Origin of the sequence: Thermosynechococcus sp. B3 (assembly GCF_030323045.1) — a bacterium.
Taxonomy (GTDB): domain Bacteria; phylum Cyanobacteriota; class Cyanobacteriia; order Thermosynechococcales; family Thermosynechococcaceae; genus Thermosynechococcus.
Map to the genome: position 1 here is coordinate 133,129 of NZ_CP097584.1, position 13,867 is coordinate 146,995.

The window sequence follows — 13,867 nt, forward strand, 5'->3', positions numbered from 1 at the left end:
TGCGCCTTGAGGATTCTTGGCGATTCTGAGACAAATCTCGCTTAGCCAAGCAAATTGATCCCTCACTGCATGGCAGTTCACTACCCATACTCTATTGATGAGTGCTCATTTTTTGCCTTATAGCTATTCCAATAAAGAATGAGACATTATCCAGCACAATAATTGCGAATCACCTCATCAATAGAACTGTTTGACCCTGCATACATCCGCGCTCGCTTCAGCGCACTAAAGTCGTGCTCAATCACATTCAAATCACAAACCCTACCGCATTCAAATATCTGCAAAACAGCATTGGGGCGATGAAGTCTTTCTGGTGTCTATACCGTCCTGCTACTAATACCAATTCAATTTGAAGATAGGGTTAATAAAGGCTGTGTAATGAATGACCAGCCCGTCAAAGAACGAATCACCCCCGCCGTCAGTTGTGACAATACAGCTTGCAGCTTTTGACGCAGGGCTTCCAGCGTCTCGAAGGACTGCCATGCTCATGCTGCTCGCAGATGTTGCCACAACCGCTCAATGGGATTGACCTCGGGGGCAAACACAGGCACGACATTGCCCACAATGCGATGCACCGTCGGGTAGGCGACCTCAAGCTGATGCTCCTGTCGCAGCCACTGCACAATGGCCTTGTAACTGTGGGGTCTTGTAGGCATTCCTGCAACTGTGCCATCACTGCTGGAGTCCTCCTTGGCGATAGGCGTTCAGCCAGCGAGTAATGGTGGACTCGTTGCCATGGAGCAATTGGGCAATTTGTGGACGGCTAATGTTACAAAGAGCTGGTATAATCTACAGCATGCAGCAATCTTTCTGTCATCTATCATCTAAAAAACCATATTATTTGCTTATTATGGCCAATACTACAACAGATAGTACAAACTCAGCCAATATGCTCCCATGAAACAGCCGTACCCCGCTCAATGGCCTGATTCACTCGCTTGCCCAGCAGTACCTCATAGTATTTAGGAGGCAACCCATACCCGGGGCGAATGGAACGAATACACTCTGGCGTAATCACTTCCCCCGCCACCATATCTTTGACAAAGTACAGTGAGCGGCGATACACCAGCGACTTTTTCTCCGCCTCCGTAGGCCCATAGTGCACCCGCCCCAGCGCTTGATAAGCCCGCTGCGTTTCCTCCACCAGCAGTTTCATTTCGTGGGGTTCCAAACTAAAGGCGGCATCTACCCCGCCCTCAGCACGACTCAGCGTAAAGTGCTTTTCAATGACCGTTGCCCCTAGGGCCACCGCCGCTACTGCGACACCGATGCCCAGCGTGTGATCCGATAGTCCCACTTCACAGCCAAAGAGTTCCTTTAGATGGGGAATCGTGCGTAAGTTAGAATCCGTTGGACTCGCAGGATAAGTGCTAGTACATTTGAGCAAGACAATCTGATCATTGCCCGTGGCCCGAATTGTTCGCACCGCTTCATCCAGTTCCGCAAGAGTTGCCATCCCTGTAGACATAATGATGGGCTTGCCCGTTTCGGCCACCCGCCGGATCAGTCCTAAGTCCACATTTTCAAAGGAAGCAATCTTATAGATTGGGCAATCCAACTCTTCAAGAAAATCAACTGCTGTCAGATCAAAAGGGGTGCTAAAGGCAATTAAACCCAGTTCCCGAGCGCGCCTAAAAATAGGCTCATGCCACTCCCAAGGGGTATAGGCTTTTTGGTAGAGATTGTAGAGATATTCCCCTTGCCAAAGACTGGTTTTGTCATGAATGAAAAAATCAGGTTTTTCACAGGAGATTGTGATTGTATCAGCCCTGTAGGTCTGGAGCTTAAGGGCATGGGCACCGGCTTTTGCTACAGCTTCAACAATAGCTAACGCTCTCTCTAAAGATTGATTATGGTTACCCGACATTTCGGCAATAATGAAGGGAACCACCGTTTGGAGTTTATTAATACTAATTTTGCTCATCACTATCTAATGTAGGAAACTTTACTTGCTCAATTTTAACTTGACTTTCAATATAACCATAGCGGAGGTGGGGTGAACAGAAAGAAATACGAAAATTACCAATTTCTAAAAAAGCTGGGGGATATCCCTCACCATCTAGCATTCGAATAAAATCGTACAGCTTTTCAAGAGATGATATTTGACTGATATCAATTCTGCTTTCATCGGGTTTGCGTCGCTTGAAGTAAGTAGGGGTTCCGATTTGGGGTGTAGGAGATGGATTTTCCTTTACAATCCTGATGATCATGTTCTCAATGATCCTACTAGCACGAATTAGTATCTCATCGGCAGTTCCGTGAAGGCTAAGTGGCTCCTTTAGGTAAATTGGTCCTCCATCCAATTCTTTAGTACACTGAATAGCAGAGATAGAAGTACTTTCAAATCCTTGCATAATTAAGTTCTGTAGCGGACTTCCTCCACGTCCAAAAGGAAGATCAGTCATATGAAAAATGACGACTTGAAAATTCTCATAGATTTCTGCTGGAATTAATTTTGACCAATGGGGTACAAAGATCCAGCGAGGTGACAGCTTAGACAAATTATCGTAGGTAAAATCTGATTCTTTTTGAATTAAATGTGTCTTAGTTTTGATTTTTTTTGAAATTGATTCAACTAAAAACTTATTTCTTTCTCTATTCGTAACAATCACGATAGAGTCATAGCTCATCTTACGATCCTCCCAATCTGAAATGCTTCTGCACTAAAAAGACCCACAGATGAGCCACGAATATAGGCTAGGTACTTTACCACATCTATAGAGCGATAGTGAGGATATTGACGCATCTCTTTAGAATACATGTCCAATGCTCTCAATTTAAGGTCAAGTGCATTTTCAGTATCATTCACTTTCTCGGATAAATTCACAAAGTACTGCGGAATAAAAGTATTAAAAGCCGTTGGTGTATTCCATCCAGTGGCAGAGGGTACCTCAAAAAACAGAATCTGCTTTACTGAACTACTAGGCAAGGGGCGTACTGCTGTCATAACTGCTTCATGGGTAATACGGTGATCAATATTGAGATCGCCGTAGTGATGAGTATAGATTATTTCTGGGCGAATGTCATCTATTACTCCCTCAATTACTTTCACAACATCCAGCAAGTCCACGCTGTCCATCCGATTGTCAGGAAAGCCACCAAAGCGCACATCCCTACACCCTACCACTTCCCCAGCCCTTCGTGCTGTTTCCTTCAGTTGCCCCAGTTCCTCCTCCCATTCTTGAATATCTCGCTTGGCACTTCGACTAGTTAGGCCTTCGGCCAAGATTAGAGTAGTTACTTTATCCCCGTGGGCAGCATGTAAAGCTATCGTGCCACCACAGCCAAGAATTTCATCATCAGGATGGGCAGCGACGACTAATACCGATCTGTCTCTAAAATAACTAGTCATTTTTCAGTGTTTGTAATTATTTTTTCAAAAGAGAAGTAGCTAGATTGCTCGATCACATTTTGCTTTATAGCATAGCCACTCTTTTGGAAACAAACTAGCGAAGCAGTGTTCTTTTCCTTTACCTCAGCTGAAATTCTTAAGGGACAACCAAGTTCTTTCAACAAATACTGTTCACCTAGTTCTAAGAGTTTCGAACCGATACCGAAACCTCTGAGTGCACTGGTAATGCTGTAATCTATCAACCATTTTTCATTAAAGAAGTCATATCTTATTTGTCCAATAGGTATATCGTTATACATCAGGATGTATATCTTGACCTTGCCACTGTTTAATTTGTTGTTAAACCATTTGTTATGTTGATTTAGAGTAATAAACCCTTGGTTCCACGAATTTTGACGAACAGTAATATCATTTGCCCAGTAGAACAAATTAATCAAATCATTTTGACTGGCAGGTCTTAACCATAACTGCTTCTGATCAATCAACTGAGTCATCTTTAATACGGCTTTTTTGCTACCTTTGCCATCGGTAATTAAGACATTTGTGACCACTGGCTTAGTATCTAAATCACTGGAATTCAAATGTTTCTTAATCAACTCTCCTAATTTAGAGATATCAAAAATCACAACATCGAAACCATCAGCATGCAAAGCCTCACAGAACTCTACTTGATTATCAGAGGTCACTACAACAATTCCCGTCAAACCAAGACACATTCGCTCCCATGTAATAGAACCTCCAGACCCCAAGTACCATGAGCATCTTAACATGATCTCCGGCATCTCATCGGTTTGAATATGCAACTGTCCTTCAGGGAAATACTGCATTTGCGATTCCACTTCCGCACGGTGAGGATTGGCTCCACCAATCACCACTTCAGGGGCAAAGTCGCCTATTTCCCGCAGGATGCGCAGAGCTTGGGTTGTGTAGTTCTGGGGATCCATCCCGCCAAAAAAGACCATTACCTTACGCGGATCAAACGGTGAGCGTCCTTGACGCTCCAATTTTTCGCGGGCAGCGATGAACTCTGGTCTGAGGAGAGCGTACTCAGGCCCTAGCAACTGGCAACAGTGCGGAGGAACTAAGCCGACGTAGCGATCCCAGCGATGTGTATAGTTTTGATCCAGCAAGACATCACAATCATGGGAACGGTTGGCAAGGTCATCAATGACAAAAATCTGCTTGACGACTGGACGCAACTGCTGCTCCCACGCCTTGTCAATGCCGTAGTGATCGACCACCAGCCAGTCAGGGGTTGCCTCTAGACTTTCGATAATTTGCTTGGTTTGGACTGCATCCACTTCTTGAGGGACGCCTAGGTCAGCGGCTGTTGTGGGTTCAGCTCCCCTTGGCAGCTCATAGACCCTAAAGCCCTTTTTCTGCACAAGGGCGATGATATTGTTTGGATGGTTGCGACAAATGAAAATACAGGTTGCCCCTTGCTCATGCAGCGCTGTTGCCAGTGTCATACACCGCATGATGTGCCCAGTGCCAATGTGGGTTGCCGAGTCGGCACGGAAAACAATGAGCATTTCCTAGCCCTCCTCCCTAGTTAAGTCTTCGCATTTTCCCATGGCAGATTGATCCTTCCAATTACTTCTTAGCAAGCATGAAATCAGGATACTTGCTTGCCCAAATTCCATTCTCAATTCGTAAACAAGGAATACCGCCAATTATCGGATAAACTACGAGTGCTTCTGGGCTGAATAGCATGCCCTCAATGTTAATCAATTCTGTTTTATATTTTGGGCAAACAAGTACTTGATCATCATATGTTGCAGAGCGAGAAGAGATTGCTTCTGCTTTCTTTATGATTGTCACTGCTGTAGGGTTGAGTGGATTCCCGCAGTAAGGAAAAAGAGTATGTTCAATGACCTCAAATCCTAGGGTGTCAGCGTAAGCTTTTAAGTTTCGGCAATAACCATGAAAATCCATTCTTTTCCTAGCATCCTCGCTGGCAAATTCGTAGGCAGGCTCTAGCAATATTAAATATTTTCTTGTAACCCTATATAGCAGAAGTGTTGAATTCTGCAACAAAACTTAACATTTTAAGTGACCAGTAGCTCTGGCTGCCAATCAAAGCTCCAATGCACTATCGAGCAGCGACGACTGAGTTCCAGTTGCAAATATCGCAATTTGTCTAATAGCTTCTTCCCAAAGTATTCAGGTATCTCCACCAGCTCTAAAATTAAATAGGCAATTAAAACCATATAAATCTGATTTATCACCCCGTTCAAACTCTTCGTAATCAACTTGTCTAATGATAAATGCATCTTCAGAAATTTCCATAGGTTCTCAATTGCCCACCGATGCCGATATAACTCACTCACTTCCTCATCACTCAGCTCCTTTAGATTTGTCGCTATACGAAACTCCGTTTGATTCTCGTCAAAAAATTGAACCACGCGATATCTCTCATGATTGAGCTTCATTCTCATGTTATTCTTGATACGTACAACAAATGGGCACTTCCTCTCACTTAGTCGCTCTAAAAATTGCCAGCTCGCAAACCCTCTATCCATGATTACAACAGCATTCTCAGGGATCATTTCTAGAATCTCCTCTTGAAAGCTCAGGTCATGTCTCTCCCCAAAAGAAATCACCGCTTTACCCATGATGTTCTCTGTTAAATCAAATCCCGTAAGTAACTTCACTTGATGATATTTATAGAACCAAAAGAGTTTACTCGTCAGGGTAATGATGGTTGAATCGATAGGAAACAGCGTCATGCTTGAAGTACGATGTCTCTTTTGAGCTTGAGACATCAGTTGAGTGTAAATCCCCTCAAATAAGCTGGTTGTCCGAGTTTTGTTGGCTTTGGAAAACGTGGACATATCCACTGTAATCCCTGCATGATTCAAGCGATAAAATAAGGCTCTCATACTGGTTAACCCTTGGTCGAGAACGTAGGTCAACCAGATTTTGAAGAACAATTGAGAGTTCAGCACGGGGTAGTCACAGGGGCTGAGCCGATTGAGAATGGACTTGACAAGAGTTGCAAAAGATGCCATAGTAAATTGATTTTTTCTTCTTCTTTTAAGGGAAGAATATGACATTTCTTCCCTTTTTTCTAGCCTCTCAAACTATCTTTCAACACTTCTGAAATAATAGATATTATTTCTGACTTGTACATTTCCATTGAATTTAAAATGTATCTATCTACTGGAGGTATGCTAGTAAGCAATTTTTGATTGTAAATACAGTGCTGAAGATCATCATGATCCATGATTTCAATAGTAAAGTTTACATTTGAAAAATCTTTAGTCTGCCCATGATACTTAAATGAACTAAATTGGTAAATACACAAGCAAAATCCTAGGTCAATAGCAGTTGATAGCATCTTGGCAAAGTAGGGTTGCTGTAAAACGATCGCCCTGTATGGAGTTGCCATTTCAGTTTTCCAATATTTACTCAATTTATTAATTCTATAAAGAAAAGACTAAGGAGTCAAGACCAGTTTGCCATAGGAAAACGCGAAGACTCAACTAGGGAGGATGGTTAGGAAATACTCGGAAATAGTCATTGTTGTCCGCTTGGAAAGCTCTTCGGTAGGTTGCCCCGGTTGAGCCACTGGGCAGAGGCAGATTAAGGACGTTATTGTAGTGCCCGCGATCGCCCCCATCCCCCGTATAGGGATAGGCAGGAAACTCATGGAGCGAACAATAGGCAATCTGAGGATGGTCTTGAACCAGTGCTTGGGTACCATTGCCGTGGTGGACATCCCAATCGAGAATTGCGACTCGTCTTATCCTTGGCAAACTGAGGGCATAGTGGGCAGCAATGGCTGCATTCGCTAGTAGGCAAAAGCCCATTCCCCGCTCCCGCAACGCATGGTGGCCGGGGGGGCGTGCCAAAACAAAAATCGGTTGCTGCCGCTGCACAGCTAAATCCACCCCATCGAGCCACGCCTGTACTGCTAACCGCGCCACGCGATCGCTCTGGTCATTGAGGTAGGTATCGGGATCTAGCCAGCCGCCCCCTTGTGCTGCAATCCGCGTTAATTGGTCTAAATACACCCGACTATGTACCTTTTCCAACCAAGGAGTTAATCCTTCTCCGACAGGTGTAGGTTCACGCCATTCTGCTGCTGGAAATGCTGCCTGTAAGTGCTGACGGATGGCCACTAACCGTTCGGGTCGCTCAAAGTGAAACTGGCGGCAGCGGTGTTCGAGGAAGCGATCGCTATAGATAAAGACAGGGGAAAACATAAGCGCTTGGTCAGGCTGGGTCGTTCCAATCGCCACTTGTATCACAAAGAAATGTTGGATCGAGCACCTGCTCCAACGTGTAGGGATAGACGTCGGGAAAGACTCGCAGAGACAGCAACGTTTCTCGCAAAGTTAAATCTACCACCACCCTTTCGAGGCCATCACTTAAGGCTTCAGCTCCCAAGCTCTGCAGACTAGGGCTCCAGCGCAAATGCCTCTGAATATTGGTAGTGTCTCCAGAAGCCACTAACACCCTAGCTGTCGAAGAAGACTAAACTCAAGAGCAATCTAGAAAATTTAGAAACTCTAAAAAAGAATCCAAGAATTTTTTTTCAGTCTCATCATTTGCTCTTCCTAGCTCATACTGATCATTTTCGCTTATATTCATTATGCAGTTTTTCTCTAAAGCTTTTAAGTAAAGAAGAAACTTTTCTCTTGTTAGATCGAATTCTTGGTTGCATATTTTTTTCAAAGCGTTAGAGCAATCACTCAAATCACGTATTGGAAAGACTCCAGGAGCATACTGATAAACATGATAGCCAAAAAATAAAACTGGTTTCTCTTGATATAACGACTCCAAAGTAACGGTTCCAGTAATAGTCGCAACACAAAGACTATTCTTGATTAAATCAAAAGAAGAACAGCGACGAGAAACTAACCTTACTCTAGGGATTCTCAAGATATCGCTGTAGAAACTTGGCTCCCTATATCTACTGGTGTTTAGGTCGTATGTCTGAGCTGGGTGCTCCCTCACATATAACCATACATCCTCTGGTCTTGAGTGAGACAGCCATTCTATCATGATTTTTTGGTTCTCAAAAAACTCGCCCATTGGAAGTGTGGAACATTCAGGTTGATAATGTAGAGGAACATAAATATACCGCTCGTTATCTAAGCAGCTGTTATTTGTAATTGTACATAAACCTTCGTAATAAGTATCAAAGCATAGGTTACCAAATCTAGGTCTATGCCTATTTACTAACTTAAAAGTTCTTTCTACTGGTTTAACAACTCTAGTTATTTTTATAATCCTAGCTATTCTTTTCAAAATCCCAGTCAATTTTAACTTGGTATATGAAAACTTAATACTAATAGTCATCAAGTATTTTAACATTTTATTTCTAATTGAATTAGGATTGATAGACTTGGTATTAATAGCCATTAAGTATGACAATATTTTATTTTTACCTAGCTGATCAAAAGTCTGCTTCATGTAAGGAGGATGCATTTGGAATTTCTGGTTACTTATAAACTCGGCAAACTGTGGCGACCAGCGACTTATGTCCACAGAATCAGGATCATTGATGTGCTTTTGGCACAAGGTATCTACCCTAGGATCTGGGATTCTCCAGTCACTCATTAGTGTATACGACTCCGAGATTCCTAGGGGGTGAACAAGGATAGTTTTTATAGACATTAGCTTGCAGAGGTAATAAATAAGTGAATAGTAAGTTTCATGGGGTACAACTCCAAAAAAGAGATTAATTTTTCTATCCCTTAAGTACCATGACCAAAATTTTAAGTGTTGATAGTATTGGTCTCTAGCTTGTGTATACGACAAGTTAAGCCATCTATAAATAATAGCAGAAGTGTTGAATCCTGCAACAAAACTTAACATTTTAAGTGACCAGTAGCTCTGGCTGCCAATCAAAGCTCCAATGCACTATTGAGCAGCGACGACTGAGTTCCAGTTGCAAATATCGCAATTTGTCTAATAGCTTCTTCCCAAAGTATTCAGGTATCTCCACCAGCTCTAAAATTAAATAGGCAATTAAAACCATATAAATCTGATTTATCACCCCGTTCAAACTCTTCGTAATCAACTTGTCTAATGATAAATGCATCTTCAGAAATTTCCATAGGTTCTCAATTGCCCACCGATGCCGATATAACTCACTCACTTCCTCATCACTCAGCTCCTTTAGATTTGTCGCTATACGAAACTCCGTTTGATTCTCGTCAAAAAATTGAACCACGCGATATCTCTCATGATTGAGCTTCATTCTCATGTTATTCTTGATACGTACAACAAATGGGCACTTCCTCTCACTTAGTCGCTCTAAAAATTGCCAGCTCGCAAACCCTCTATCCATGATTACAACAGCGTTCTCAGGGATCATTGCTAGAATCTCCTCTTGAAAGCTCAGGTCATGTCTCTCCCCAAAAGAAATCACCGCTTTACCCATGATGTTCTCTGTTAAATCAAATCCCGTAAGTAACTTCACTTGATGATATTTATAGAACCAAAAGAGTTTACTGGTCAGGGTAATGATGGTTGAATCGATAGGAAACAGCGTCATGCTTGAAGTACGATGTCTCTTTTGAGCTTGAGACATCAGTTGAGTGTAAATCCCCTCAAATAAGCTGGTTGTCCGAGTTTTGTTGGCTTTGGAAAACGTGGACATATCCACTGTAATCCCTGCATGATTCAAGCGATAAAATAAGGCTCTCATACTGGTTAACCCTTGGTCGAGAACGTAGGTCAACCAGATTTTGAAGAACAATTGAGAGTTCAGCACGGGGTAGTCACAGGGGCTGAGCCGATTGAGAATGGACTTGACAAGAGTTGCAAAAGATGCCATAGTAAATTGATTTTTTCTTCTTCTTTTAAGGGAAGAATATGACATTTCTTCCCTTTTTTCTAGCCTCTCAAACTATCTTTCAACACTTCTGAGTCTAAACGGTCAGTCTTAAATTGGACATGCCACAAACCGTCCCCAACATAAGTTGCGTAATTTCTATAGTAGTGCGCCCATCCATTCATAGAAGCATAAATTTTGGAACCAACTTTCATATTGTTATAAAGACACCTAATTGCTAAATCAAAATCTGTATTCGACAAAAAGTCTAAGGTCTGAATCGATATAACTATATCAAAGTTACCTCCAAAGAAAATTTGCTCTGGATTAGGTTTAGGATCAATGACAGCAAAGTGGGAAGCAATATGTGGCATTCTGCTACGAGCAACGGCAATATCGTTAGCCGCAATATCAACTCCGAAACAATCAAATCCTAAATTATCGAAAAAGGCCAAGGCAGCACCTTGTCCACAACCAAAATCTAGTAAACGTTCATGTCCTGAGCCGTCAATACCGTAGTCAAACTTCAGGATTCTGCCATAAAACCTAAAAATAAAGCTCTCTACGTTTGGAGCGTTGTAAGTTCCTGACCAATAACGAGCATTTGTTTGAAGATAGTCGTTCATCGATATTTCCTCTTGAGAATTATTTATGCTCTTAAGACTTAAACAGTTGGCTGAAGTTAGTCAATTATATCCCAAGATAGAGGGGTGCCTGCTTCCATCGTAACTTTAGCTTTTCTTCCGATTACTTGGTCGTAGAACTCAGGTAGTAATCCCCCTGAAGGTCGTATAATACGGACGTTTTCATGCGTAAATGTTTCTCCGCTTTTAATAGATTTCACAACATAGATCGAGGGACGTTCTTTCAGTGAAGTTTTTTCTGATGATAACGGCTCATAACAGACTTTGCCTAAACTTTCCCAAACCATCTCCGTACCTAGTCGAAGCTGGTGTAATTCTGCGGGCTCAATTGAAAAACTTGAATCCACTCCTCTTTCAGAACGGGATAAAGTAAAGTGCTTTTCAATCATCACTGCTCCATGAGCAACGGCAGCAAACGCAGCATAAGGACTCAAAGTGTGATCAGATAATCCTACATAACAATTATAGCGACTTCTCAAGTCTGGTATTGTTAAGATGTTAGCATCTTTTTCAGTTGAAGGATAGGCACTAGTGCATTTTAGTAGAATAAAGTTTTCACAGCCTCTTTTTCTGATTGTTTCTACAGCTTTTTGTATTTCATCTAATGTTGCCATGCCAATAGAAAGGAGCAATGGTTTACCGCAACAGGATGCTTCTGACAGTAGAGGGATGTGAATAAGCTCAAATGATGCAATTTTTATAGCATCGACTCCAATAGATAGGAGAAATTCTAATGAAGAAATATCGAATATAGTACTAATGCAAGCCAAACCTTTATTGCGAGCAAATTTAAATAACTCCTCCTGCCATTCCCAAGGCATGTAAGCCTCAGAGTATAAATCCCAGAGATACTTACCAAACCATGGACTCTCAGAATCATCTATAAGAAACTCATGACGTTTGCTATCAATAGTTAAAGTATCAGGTGTAAAAGTTTGTAACTTTATAGCATCTGCACCATTTTTAGCCGCAGCATCGACAATAGCAAATGCTCTATCTATATTACCATGATGATTACCAGACATTTCGGCAATAATTAAGGGACGATAACTTTGTCCAATAATTTTAGAACCGATTGAAATAGATGTGTTCATACTATTACTTCAAATTTTTATGGATTTACTTGCTCATGATTAACTGTAGCATATGGCTTACTCGGCTAGCCCCTAGATGATCGCATACCGGATTGTGGTTGATCTTAAAACCTGAATGATTTTTTATAGCCTTTAACAAGAAGTCACATATAATATGAGAATTTACCTTATTGTAATGACCTAAGTAGTTAATAAGGTTTTGTTTAAGTAAGCACATAACAGAGAGAATTTGATTTTCAGCTGTTGTTGTAATTAAACATTTTTTTTGCATAAATAAACCTTCTATCATAGAGTTGCCTCCCGAAGTTAAAAAAATATCAGCATTCTTAAGCAGATTTGCTAAGCTCTCGGGAGCATAATGAATTTTTACTTCATCTAAGTTCTTACTGATTTTTTTAATTGTTTTTAGCTGTGAATTGAAACAACCAACTACTACATCAGTACTAACTTCTTGTTTAAAGCTAGGATGACTTTTCATTAGCAACTTTATTGATTTTAGCACTTTAATTGTCTCTCCTGTAGGATCACTTCCACCATAGGAAATCAGAATTTTCTTTCTATTATCTTGTACAGTACAGTCTTGATCACTATTCTTTACAGCAATAAAATGTGAATCAATTAATGCATATCTTAAGCCTACTAATTGATGACAATTAGTTGATTTCTTTAGCAGATTTTTATCAAAAGGGATATCAATATCACTCAATACTATATCTGCATAATGTTCTCTATTACGAAAATCATCAATCACCAGTATTTTATATCCAGATTCAGCAACTCGTTGTTCCCACCAAATCCCCAAATTATAGCTATCTAGTACTACCCAATCAATTGACAAGTTTCTAATTGCTATTAATGTACATTCAGCATCAAGTAATTCTTTATTAAAGTTATTAGCAAATATATTACTTTGGGCCAGATTCCTATAAATGTTTCTCATGCAAATATGATGAAAACCCTGTAAAAGATCGTGGCTAATTGACGAAAGAGAAACAATGTAGACACAAAAGCCATCTTCAAATAACTGTTTTGCTAAGGTTAAACAACGTCGTAAGTGTCCTAGGCCGATCTCTGAATTAGCCTCTACCCTAATCGCAATATTACCTAATCTTCGCATATAAATAATGTTTCCTGAACAATGGTATTAGTTCTGTTTTTCAAACAGCCTAGATAAGAAAAGCCCCAGTAGAAAATGACTACCATGAATCCTGCACCACTTCAGTAGAGTACAGTACTTTATACAGAAGTTCGGCACGCTGCCAATCCTCAAGGGTATCGACATCCACAACCCGCCACTGGGGAATGACAAGACCAATACCTTGCTGATGAATACTGATGTCTGCAAGCCATGCTTCAGTTCTGCCCCAGTAGAACTGACCTGCATCATAATAAGCAGGCTCTAAATCCTGAGTGCGTTCTTGCTCATACTCTGGATAAAAAGGCTCCATCTGACCAGATGGATGTCGTCGTAAAGCTCGCTGTATGGAGGAAGGAAAGTTCGTTACGGGAAAAACATAGGAAGCATTAGAACTAAGTAGCATGTCGAAGGCAGCTTTGAGATCATCAACCTGTAGCAGCGGCACGGCGGGGTAAATACAGCACACTAGTTCAGGATGACAACCCTGCTCTTGCAATACTTGAATACCATGAGCAATGACTTGTGTGGTGCCTGCATAGTCGTCAGCTAGGGAAGCTGGCCGCACAAAAGGAACCTCTGCACCCCATTGAGAAGCAATAATAGCAATCTCTGGGTCTTCAGTAGAAACAACGATGCGATCAAATAAGCAGGAGTCTTGAGCGATCGCGATCGCGTAAGCAATCATTGGCTTTCCACAGAAATTACGGATGTTTTTACGAGGAATTCGCTTGCTTCCTCCTCGCGCAGGAATAATCGCGACTTTCATTATGTTAGGGTTGCGGTATAGTTCGTCAGTAGTTTACTGGTTCTCTTTATGAGCCATCCTGCGCTCTACGATACCAACTTCTATGC

The 13,867-nt window shown here is 41.5% G+C and carries 17 protein-coding genes and 1 pseudogene; all 18 read right to left on the bottom strand.

Going from position 1 to position 13,867, the window contains the following annotated elements:
- Nucleotides 1-146 precede the first annotated feature (146 nt).
- Nucleotides 147-254, bottom strand: a pseudogene (locus M0646_RS00650) (IS630 family transposase); the annotation flags it as partial.
- 231 nt (nt 255-485) lie between these two features.
- A complete protein-coding gene (locus tag M0646_RS00655) occupies nt 486-656 on the bottom strand; it encodes a hypothetical protein (protein WP_286626139.1) in 171 nt (56 codons plus the stop codon).
- Nucleotides 657-672: 16 nt separating this feature from the next.
- Complete coding sequence (locus M0646_RS13175; RefSeq protein WP_399363159.1) at nt 673-744, bottom strand: hypothetical protein; 72 nt, start codon at nt 742-744, stop codon at nt 673-675.
- 136 nt (nt 745-880) lie between these two features.
- Nucleotides 881-1,924, bottom strand: a complete 1,044-nt coding sequence (gene pseI / locus M0646_RS00660; protein WP_286626141.1) for a pseudaminic acid synthase — start codon at nt 1,922-1,924, stop codon at nt 881-883.
- On the bottom strand, nt 1,911-2,630 hold the full coding sequence (locus M0646_RS00665) for a formyltransferase family protein (protein WP_286626142.1): 720 nt from the start codon (nt 2,628-2,630) through the stop codon (nt 1,911-1,913). The genes pseI (M0646_RS00660) and M0646_RS00665 overlap by 14 nt, the downstream gene beginning before the upstream one ends.
- Entirely contained in the window at nt 2,627-3,352 is a 726-nt protein-coding gene (locus M0646_RS00670) for a PIG-L deacetylase family protein (RefSeq protein ID WP_286626144.1), read from the bottom strand. The genes M0646_RS00665 and M0646_RS00670 overlap by 4 nt, the downstream gene beginning before the upstream one ends.
- Nucleotides 3,349-4,884, bottom strand: a complete 1,536-nt coding sequence (pseG, locus tag M0646_RS00675; RefSeq protein ID WP_286626146.1) for a UDP-2,4-diacetamido-2,4,6-trideoxy-beta-L-altropyranose hydrolase — start codon at nt 4,882-4,884, stop codon at nt 3,349-3,351. The genes M0646_RS00670 and pseG (M0646_RS00675) overlap by 4 nt, the downstream gene beginning before the upstream one ends.
- A 61-nt stretch (nt 4,885-4,945) precedes the next feature.
- Entirely contained in the window at nt 4,946-5,287 is a 342-nt protein-coding gene (locus M0646_RS00680; protein ID WP_286626147.1) for a hypothetical protein, read from the bottom strand.
- Between the two features lie 113 nt (nt 5,288-5,400).
- Nucleotides 5,401-6,408, bottom strand: coding sequence for a transposase (locus tag M0646_RS00685; RefSeq protein WP_399373867.1), 1,008 nt, complete (start codon nt 6,406-6,408; stop codon nt 5,401-5,403).
- A gap of 14 nt (nt 6,409-6,422) precedes the next feature.
- Nucleotides 6,423-6,743: a hypothetical protein gene (locus M0646_RS00690; RefSeq protein WP_286626154.1), complete on the bottom strand. Its 321-nt coding sequence runs from the start codon at nt 6,741-6,743 to the stop codon at nt 6,423-6,425.
- A 94-nt stretch (nt 6,744-6,837) separates the two neighbouring features.
- Nucleotides 6,838-7,560, bottom strand: coding sequence for a histone deacetylase (locus tag M0646_RS00695; protein ID WP_286649761.1), 723 nt, complete (start codon nt 7,558-7,560; stop codon nt 6,838-6,840).
- Between the two features lie 10 nt (nt 7,561-7,570).
- Nucleotides 7,571-7,813 carry a DUF29 family protein gene (locus tag M0646_RS13180; protein WP_399374876.1) on the bottom strand — a complete coding sequence of 81 codons (243 nt, stop codon included), beginning with the start codon at nt 7,811-7,813 and terminating at the stop codon, nt 7,571-7,573.
- A gap of 24 nt (nt 7,814-7,837) precedes the next feature.
- Nucleotides 7,838-8,920 carry a hypothetical protein gene (locus M0646_RS00700; protein ID WP_286649762.1) on the bottom strand — a complete coding sequence of 361 codons (1,083 nt, stop codon included), beginning with the start codon at nt 8,918-8,920 and terminating at the stop codon, nt 7,838-7,840.
- Nucleotides 8,921-9,179: 259 nt separating this feature from the next.
- Entirely contained in the window at nt 9,180-10,187 is a 1,008-nt protein-coding gene (locus tag M0646_RS00705; protein WP_399374051.1) for a transposase, read from the bottom strand.
- Between the two features lie 14 nt (nt 10,188-10,201).
- A complete protein-coding gene (locus tag M0646_RS00710) occupies nt 10,202-10,765 on the bottom strand; it encodes a bifunctional 2-polyprenyl-6-hydroxyphenol methylase/3-demethylubiquinol 3-O-methyltransferase UbiG (protein WP_286626149.1) in 564 nt (187 codons plus the stop codon).
- A 56-nt stretch (nt 10,766-10,821) separates the two neighbouring features.
- Nucleotides 10,822-11,877: a pseudaminic acid synthase gene (gene pseI, locus M0646_RS00715; protein ID WP_149817230.1), complete on the bottom strand. Its 1,056-nt coding sequence runs from the start codon at nt 11,875-11,877 to the stop codon at nt 10,822-10,824.
- 25 nt (nt 11,878-11,902) lie between these two features.
- Entirely contained in the window at nt 11,903-12,994 is a 1,092-nt protein-coding gene (gene pseG / locus M0646_RS00720; RefSeq protein WP_286626151.1) for a UDP-2,4-diacetamido-2,4,6-trideoxy-beta-L-altropyranose hydrolase, read from the bottom strand.
- Nucleotides 12,995-13,073: 79 nt separating this feature from the next.
- The gene (gene pseF / locus M0646_RS00725; protein WP_149817234.1) at nt 13,074-13,781 is read right to left on the bottom strand and encodes a pseudaminic acid cytidylyltransferase; all 708 of its coding nucleotides are present in this window, start codon (nt 13,779-13,781) and stop codon (nt 13,074-13,076) included.
- Nucleotides 13,782-13,867: the final 86 nt, after the last annotated feature.

Coding starts and splice junctions, on each gene's coding strand:
- M0646_RS00655 (WP_286626139.1), bottom strand. CDS start 656: ATGCCTACAAGACCCCACAGTTACAAGGCCATTGTGCAGTGGCTGCGA.
- pseI (WP_286626141.1), bottom strand. CDS start 1,924: ATGAGCAAAATTAGTATTAATAAACTCCAAACGGTGGTTCCCTTCATT.
- M0646_RS00665 (WP_286626142.1), bottom strand. CDS start 2,630: ATGAGCTATGACTCTATCGTGATTGTTACGAATAGAGAAAGAAATAAG.
- M0646_RS00670 (WP_286626144.1), bottom strand. CDS start 3,352: ATGACTAGTTATTTTAGAGACAGATCGGTATTAGTCGTCGCTGCCCAT.
- pseG (WP_286626146.1), bottom strand. CDS start 4,884: ATGCTCATTGTTTTCCGTGCCGACTCGGCAACCCACATTGGCACTGGG.
- M0646_RS00680 (WP_286626147.1), bottom strand. CDS start 5,287: ATGGATTTTCATGGTTATTGCCGAAACTTAAAAGCTTACGCTGACACC.
- M0646_RS00685 (WP_399373867.1), bottom strand. CDS start 6,408: ATGTCATATTCTTCCCTTAAAAGAAGAAGAAAAAATCAATTTACTATG.
- M0646_RS00690 (WP_286626154.1), bottom strand. CDS start 6,743: ATGGCAACTCCATACAGGGCGATCGTTTTACAGCAACCCTACTTTGCC.
- M0646_RS00695 (WP_286649761.1), bottom strand. CDS start 7,560: ATGTTTTCCCCTGTCTTTATCTATAGCGATCGCTTCCTCGAACACCGC.
- M0646_RS00700 (WP_286649762.1), bottom strand. CDS start 8,920: ATGAGTGACTGGAGAATCCCAGATCCTAGGGTAGATACCTTGTGCCAA.
- M0646_RS00705 (WP_399374051.1), bottom strand. CDS start 10,187: ATGTCATATTCTTCCCTTAAAAGAAGAAGAAAAAATCAATTTACTATG.
- M0646_RS00710 (WP_286626149.1), bottom strand. CDS start 10,765: ATGAACGACTATCTTCAAACAAATGCTCGTTATTGGTCAGGAACTTAC.
- pseI (WP_149817230.1), bottom strand. CDS start 11,877: ATGAACACATCTATTTCAATCGGTTCTAAAATTATTGGACAAAGTTAT.
- pseG (WP_286626151.1), bottom strand. CDS start 12,994: ATGCGAAGATTAGGTAATATTGCGATTAGGGTAGAGGCTAATTCAGAG.
- pseF (WP_149817234.1), bottom strand. CDS start 13,781: ATGAAAGTCGCGATTATTCCTGCGCGAGGAGGAAGCAAGCGAATTCCT.